The following is a 6,253-nucleotide window of genomic DNA, read 5'->3' as shown; positions in this document are numbered from 1 at the left end:
TGAAATGGGGCGAAAGTCTGTGGACTCTGTGTAAGACAGTACATGGTTTTTTAACTGTGGTATGCGACGGTGGTGGAAGCAGAAACTTAAATCGTGAGGTTTAGGAATCGCCGCACTTTTAGGGCGGCGAGGATGTCAACTCATGATATTCTGATTCAATCAGTAGCGTTTGAGAGCCTATGTCCCCATCTCAATTTAATTTTCAAGAAAACGAACTCGAAGAAGCGGATATCATAACCCTCTGGGATGAGCAAGGTCGATCGCTGGACTGTTATATTGAGAATGCCTATGAAACCGATGATCTCACCTATATGCTTCTTGTCCCCGTGGATACCCCGGTGATGATTCTAGCTTGGGATGAGGAATCGGAGGAAGAAGAATCTGATGCCTTCTTAATCGAAGATAGCGAGGAAATCGAGCGGATTTTCGCCGATGCTAAAGCGGTTTTAGCAGAATTAGACCTATTGCTCAAATCCACTGCCCACACCTTGACTGTTAGTGGTGAATTACCGCCCCTAGAAGAAGATAATGTTCTCAGTTTAGAAATTGATGGCGATGAACCCTCCTCGTCATCAGAGCCGGAAGAATTGCAATTTCTCGCCAGTTTCTTTTCGGAAGACCAAAAATACTCGATTTACAGTCCCCTAGCTCCTTTGTTATTCTTAGCCGTCGGTGATGCGGAAGGGAAAGTTGAATTAGTTTCCCCCGATGATGACGGTATGGGACCAATTCTAGAGGAACTTTTGTTTGATGAACTCGATTAATTACACGATCTTACCAAATCCGCCGACCAAAATTTGTGAGCAATCTAGTGACAGTATATCTTTCGGGATTTTATTATCCTCGTGATTAAAACGGATTTGGTATTTTTTTCCCTAAATTAATTACACATTTTCCTAACCACTGACGAACCTATTATCTATCGGATAGGCTGCTAGCCTCTGCTTGCTGGCAAAAGTGAGGGGCAGCCTCAGACAGGCACTAATGCCAAAGGAAGAATTAATAATCAGTCTTTAGTCAGAAGATTTGGTATCAGAGCAGCACAAGGCTGACGTTTAGGGGCTGGCTGCGATAGGATAAAAAAGTGCTAGATAAAAACTCCTCTCCCTTCTGGTCCTTAGTTGCGGGTCACTGGTTCAAGCTCATCTGTGGAGCTAGTTACCAGGATTTGCCCACGATTCGCAACCTCGCTTTGACCTATACTATCGCCGGGGCCGATTGTATTGATGTGGCCGCCGACCGAGCCGTGATTGTTGCGGCCCGCGAAGGCATCGAAACCGCCGAAAAAATCGCCGGATTCCCCCCAAATCGACGACCTTGGTTAATGGTCAGTCTCAACGACGGGGAAGATCCCCACTTTCGTAAAGCTGTCTTTAACCCGCAACTCTGTCCGGTCGATTGTCCCCGTCCCTGCGAAAAAATCTGTCCCGCTTATGCTATCGATAGGGGAGGAGTAATCGAACAGCGCTGTTATGGTTGCGGTCGCTGCTTACCCGTTTGTCCCCCGCAAATAATCGAGACAATATCCCGTGTCTGTCAACCCGCAGAAATTATCCCCTTAATTATCGAAATGGGAGTCGATGCGATCGAAATTCATACCCAAGTCGGTCATCGAGAGGAATTTGCTCGACTCTGGCAAGCGATCGCACCTCTAACTAAAAACCTAAAAATCCTCGCCATAAGTTGCCAGGATGATCAGCAGATCATTGATTACCTCCACTATCTGCGAGAAACTATTTCACCCCTAAGCTGTCCTCTGATTTGGCAGACGGACGGCCGGCCGATGAGCGGCGATATCGGCAAAGGAACCACCCACCCGGCCATTAACATGGCCAAAAAAGTCCTCTCCGAAAATCTAACCGGATTTGTGCAGTTAGCTGGGGGAACCAATGACCATACCGTGACCAAATTACAGCAACTGGGACTGAGAGAAAAAATCGCTGGTATTGCATCTGGAAGTTACGCCCGTTCATTGATTTTGCCAATTTTAGAGCATTTAGACCAGCCTAACCTTGAAAATGACCCCCAAGCCTACCAAGAAGCCGTTAAAGCTGCTTCTATTCTCGTTGCTCAATTGAAAGCCTAGCCTTGGTCAAAAAACTATAATATTTTTTTAATTGACAACTAACCCCTAAATGTGTTAGACCCCAAGAAAATCTTGGCAATAAAAACAGCCAATTATCGCCAAAACCTTTTACTATTAATGCCAGAAACCCTACCCTCCTCTCGGATGCCAGTTACCGACGATTTAAACAAACTCTTGGCAATTCTACCTGCGCGGATTCGCGGCAAAATCGAGGAACACCCGCGGCAGCATCAACTGATCGAAGTAGTTATGGATTTGGGACGCATACCAGAAGCGCGTTTTCCCGATGGGGCGATCGATCTGGGGGACGAACCGATCTCAAAAGAAGAAATCCAGTATTCGATCGCCCGGGTGGGCAGTTTTAGCGGCGATAATCGCGCCGGGATTGAACGCACCCTGCACCGCATCAGTGCCATTCGCAATCGAGACGGGGAAATTATCGGTTTAACCTGTCGTATCGGTCGGGCCGTTTTCGGTACGATCACCCTGATTAACGACCTAGTGGAAACGGGTAAATCCCTGCTGCTGCTCGGTCGTCCGGGGGTAGGGAAAACCACCGCTCTCCGGGAAATAGCCCGAGTTTTAGCCGACGACCTCAATAAACGGGTAGTGATTATCGACACCTCCAACGAAATCGCCGGGGATGGAGATATTCCCCATCCGGCCATCGGTCGCGCTCGTCGGATGCAGGTGGCCCGTCCGGAATTGCAGCATCAAGTCATGATCGAAGCGGTGGAAAACCATATGCCAGAGGTGATCGTGATTGATGAGATCGGTACGGAATTAGAAGCTCTGGCCGCTCGCACGATCGCCGAACGCGGGGTGCAGTTGGTGGGAACCGCCCACGGCAATCAATTGGAAAATTTAATTAAAAACCCAACTTTATCGGATTTAGTCGGGGGAATTCAGGCAGTAACTCTCGGAGACGAAGAAGCGCGCCGCCGGGGTTCTCAGAAGACCGTTTTAGAACGCAAAGCACCGCCCACCTTTGACATTGCCATCGAAATGTTGGAACGTCAGCGCTGGGTCATCCACGAGGACGTATCTACCACGATCGATCAACTGCTGCGGGGACGGGAAGCAATTGCCCAAATCCGTTGGGTAGATGAGGAGGGGAAAGTACAAGTCGCTCAGGAAGAACCAAAATCGGAAAACTTGACCCCTTTGCGCGGCAATTATCTGCCGGAAATGGATAAACCCAAGGGATGGCGGGCCGATGGCCGGATGACTCCCGTGGCCCGTTTCCCTGCGGGCCCCCTCAACCGGGAAAACGATTTCGATCGCCTCCTCGAACAATCTTGGCTGCAGGAAGAACCGGAAACGGAAAAAGTCCGCGTCCCCGGTCCCAATGGCGAAGATTGGCCGGTTTATGTCTATCCCTACGGAGTCAGTCGCGCCCCGATCGAACAGGTAGTACAGGCCCTAGATTTGCCGATCGTTTTGACCAAAGATTTACAGGGGGCCGATGCGGTGCTGGCCCTGCGTTCCCACGTTAAAAATCAGTCAAAATTGCGTCAAATTGCCAAAGTAAGACAAATTCCCATCCACGGCATCAAATCCAATACCCTGCCCCAAATTTCTCGCGGTTTAAAGCGGATTTTGGGCATTGATGACCCGATGAATCAGGAAGGTGCAGATCTGCGTTTATTTGCCCGCAGCGGTAGTGATGACGAGATCGAAGCTTTGGAGGAGGCCCGGTTAGCGGTGGAACAAATCGTTATTCCCACCGGCCAACCGGTGGAGTTACTGCCGCGATCGGCGAAAGTGCGGAAAATGCAGCACGAATTAGTGGAACATTACCGTCTCCAATCCGATAGCTTCGGAGAGGAACCGAATCGCCGTATTCGCATCTATCCAGCTTAGGAGTCGGGAATTTGAAGCGACGCACGCTCATCATTCTAGGTACAGGGGCGGCGATCGGTGCGGCGGCCCTCCGGATTATCCATCGTCCCCAATCGGCGGCGGAATTGCGCGCCAAAATGCCCCTAGCTGAAAGAATTAAGCTCTGTCTCGATCTGGCTAAGATTAAACTAGCGACCACGATCGATTATCTCGATAGTTATGCCCGTCGGGGCATTCTCTATCCCTATCTTACCCATCCAGAGCCATCGGGTTTTACTTTCTTCAATTGGCTACGGAGGGGGAATAGTCCCACCCCCGGCACTTGGAAGTTGGCAAAGGCCAATTTTTGGGCGGCAGGGGCTTTTGCTGCTTTATTATGGAAAATTGCTGACTTAGAATCAAACCCTATGGATGCGGGATTTTGGTCAGCTGCCGCGAAAAAATGGAGCGATCCCTTAAAAGAAACCAGTTTGAAGAACAAAGACATCGCTCTTAATAATGTACTGGTGTTTGCCCCTTGGTTTGAGTCGGGACAGGGCCAGGAAAAACAGACAGCTTTAGAGATAACTTTACGGGGGGCCAGACAACTAGCGCAACCTTTTCAGGATGGTAAAGGGAGTTATCACACCGATATCGGGACTTTTGGCTGGTTACGCAAGGCCGATCGCACCGATCAGCAAGAACATTGGCAGGTTTTTATCGACCATACGATCAATATAGAACAAATGCTCTGGGCAAGTCTCCACAATCCTGACCCCAAGGAGGCAAAAGATTGGCAAGAAAAGGCCCTTTCCCACATCCGCACCATTAGCCGCACCTTTGGGGCTAACCGTCGCCCGGGTAAAACGGGAACTTGGCAAAGAGGCTATTTTGATCAAAATGTCAACTCTCCCACCTATAGAAATTTCTTATTTAATGAGGGAAAACAGGGCTGGCGCGATGATAGCACTTGGTCCCGGGGTCAAGCTTGGTTTATTTATAGTGCCACGACGGCCTATATTTACACCGGCGATCCGGAAATGTTAACCATTGCCAAGGATGCCATTAATTATTATCTGGACAATTTGCCCGATCGCTGGCCCGGTGGACAAAGACGCGCCGGGGATTTTATTCCTCCCTGGGACTTTGATTATGCCTTGCAAAAAAATGGCGCTACGGAAAAGGATTCTTCGGCAGCGGCGATCGCTGTGGCGGGGATGATTCGCTTATTAAAAGCTTTACCCAGCAGTGATCCTAGTTATGGAACCTATCGAGAGGCGATCGATAATACTCTCTTGAATTTGACTTCTTTTGCCTATTTTCCCGACGAAACCGCCCCAGAGATGAGTTTATTGCGTCATGGTTGTTATCATCATCCCGCCGCGATTCAACCCAGCCAAATCTATGATACGGGTTTAATTTGGGGAGACTTGTTTTTTATAAATGCTTTGGCTGAATACCAAGATTTACCCGCTACTTAGGGCTGGCTGAATAAATCTAAAAACCTTGTTGGATAATATCTTTAGACTTTTTGTCAATCAAAAAGTACCGGCCCTGGGAGTGATCAGGGGGCAAATTCAGGGACTTTTTCCCTGAAAATTAGGTAATTGACCACCTGAAAATCGGTAAAACCCACACCCTGCCCCCAGGAAAAACTTTTTGCCGCAAACCCTAAATAAGCTAAACGGCGCTTAACCTGCATGATCCAACAGCTATAACCCTTTTGGAGTCTATATCGGTGATCCGAAGTAAAAGCCGTTTAGCTTATAACTTAACTCAGTAAAAAAGACTTATTCGGATGGACAAGAAAGCCTTTTTTCAGCGCTTCTCGTCCTAATAACATCCGAAAACCCATGACATCGCGATTAGTTAAAGTTAATTCGATCGCCCATTGACGACCACCAAGCAATACGTTTGTTCTAATAACGGGACGTAGTTGACTTTGACCCCCAGAATTTTTTACCTGTCGCCATTCGAGGATTTCTGCGGTGGTGGTGACAGTGTGGTGACTATCTTTTTGGTAGGGATGAACTTGAAAGCGCAGCCAATTGCGATCGCCATCTCGAAAAGGATGGAGATGAAAAGCGTGTAGGGCCGAGGAGCGAGCGCCTGTATCAATCTTGGCCTTTATTTTGGTAATGCCTAAATCAGGTAAATCGAGCCATTCTCGCCAACCGATGATGATTTTATCGGGTTTCATCCGTCTATTTAGGGTCTGCTGAAAAAGTTTTTCCTAGGGGCAGGGTGTAGGGTGTGGGGTGTGGGGTGTGGGGTTTTACCGATTTTGAGGGGGTCAATTACCTAATTTTCAGGGAAAAAGTCCCTGAATTTCCCCCTGATCACTCC

5 protein-coding genes are annotated in these 6,253 nt (G+C 48.5%); 4 read left to right on the top strand and 1 reads right to left on the bottom strand.

Annotation, left to right across the window (positions count from 1 at the left end; translation table 11 throughout):
• The first annotated feature begins 179 nt into the window (after positions 1-179).
• The 4 genes from O9332_RS24575 (at position 180) to O9332_RS24560 (ending at position 5,388) form a co-directional block, all read left to right on the top strand.
• Positions 180-764: a DUF3727 domain-containing protein gene (locus O9332_RS24575; protein ID WP_002763315.1), complete on the top strand. Its 585-nt coding sequence runs from the start codon at positions 180-182 to the stop codon at positions 762-764.
• 320 nt (positions 765-1,084) lie between these two features.
• Positions 1,085-2,086: a circadian clock protein LdpA gene (ldpA, locus tag O9332_RS24570; RefSeq protein WP_002763316.1), complete on the top strand. Its 1,002-nt coding sequence runs from the start codon at positions 1,085-1,087 to the stop codon at positions 2,084-2,086.
• 117 nt (positions 2,087-2,203) lie between these two features.
• Positions 2,204-3,949 (top strand): R3H domain-containing nucleic acid-binding protein, encoded by a 1,746-nt coding sequence (locus O9332_RS24565; RefSeq protein WP_502846471.1) that lies wholly within the window; start codon positions 2,204-2,206, stop codon positions 3,947-3,949.
• An 11-nt stretch (positions 3,950-3,960) separates the two neighbouring features.
• Entirely contained in the window at positions 3,961-5,388 is a 1,428-nt protein-coding gene (locus O9332_RS24560; protein ID WP_002763318.1) for a hypothetical protein, read from the top strand.
• A gap of 290 nt (positions 5,389-5,678) precedes the next feature.
• Here O9332_RS24560 and O9332_RS24555 read toward each other — a convergent pair whose 3' ends face one another.
• Positions 5,679-6,107 carry an ATP-dependent zinc protease family protein gene (locus tag O9332_RS24555; RefSeq protein WP_002763320.1) on the bottom strand — a complete coding sequence of 143 codons (429 nt, stop codon included), beginning with the start codon at positions 6,105-6,107 and terminating at the stop codon, positions 5,679-5,681.
• Positions 6,108-6,253 lie beyond the last annotated feature (146 nt).

This window comes from Microcystis sp. LE19-10.1B, assembly GCF_027530565.1.
GTDB lineage: Bacteria > Cyanobacteriota > Cyanobacteriia > Cyanobacteriales > Microcystaceae > Microcystis > Microcystis aeruginosa.
The sequence above is the reverse complement of the archived record's forward strand: the minus strand, read 5'-3'. Positions and strand labels throughout refer to the sequence as shown.

What these genes read in the sequence shown, in the direction of transcription:
- O9332_RS24575 (WP_002763315.1), top strand. Translation starts at nt 180, where the DNA reads ATGTCCCCATCTCAATTTAATTTTCAAGAAAACGAACTCGAAGAAGCG.
- O9332_RS24565 (WP_502846471.1), top strand. Translation starts at nt 2,204, where the DNA reads ATGCCAGAAACCCTACCCTCCTCTCGGATGCCAGTTACCGACGATTTA.
- O9332_RS24555 (WP_002763320.1), bottom strand. Translation starts at nt 6,107, where the DNA reads ATGAAACCCGATAAAATCATCATCGGTTGGCGAGAATGGCTCGATTTA.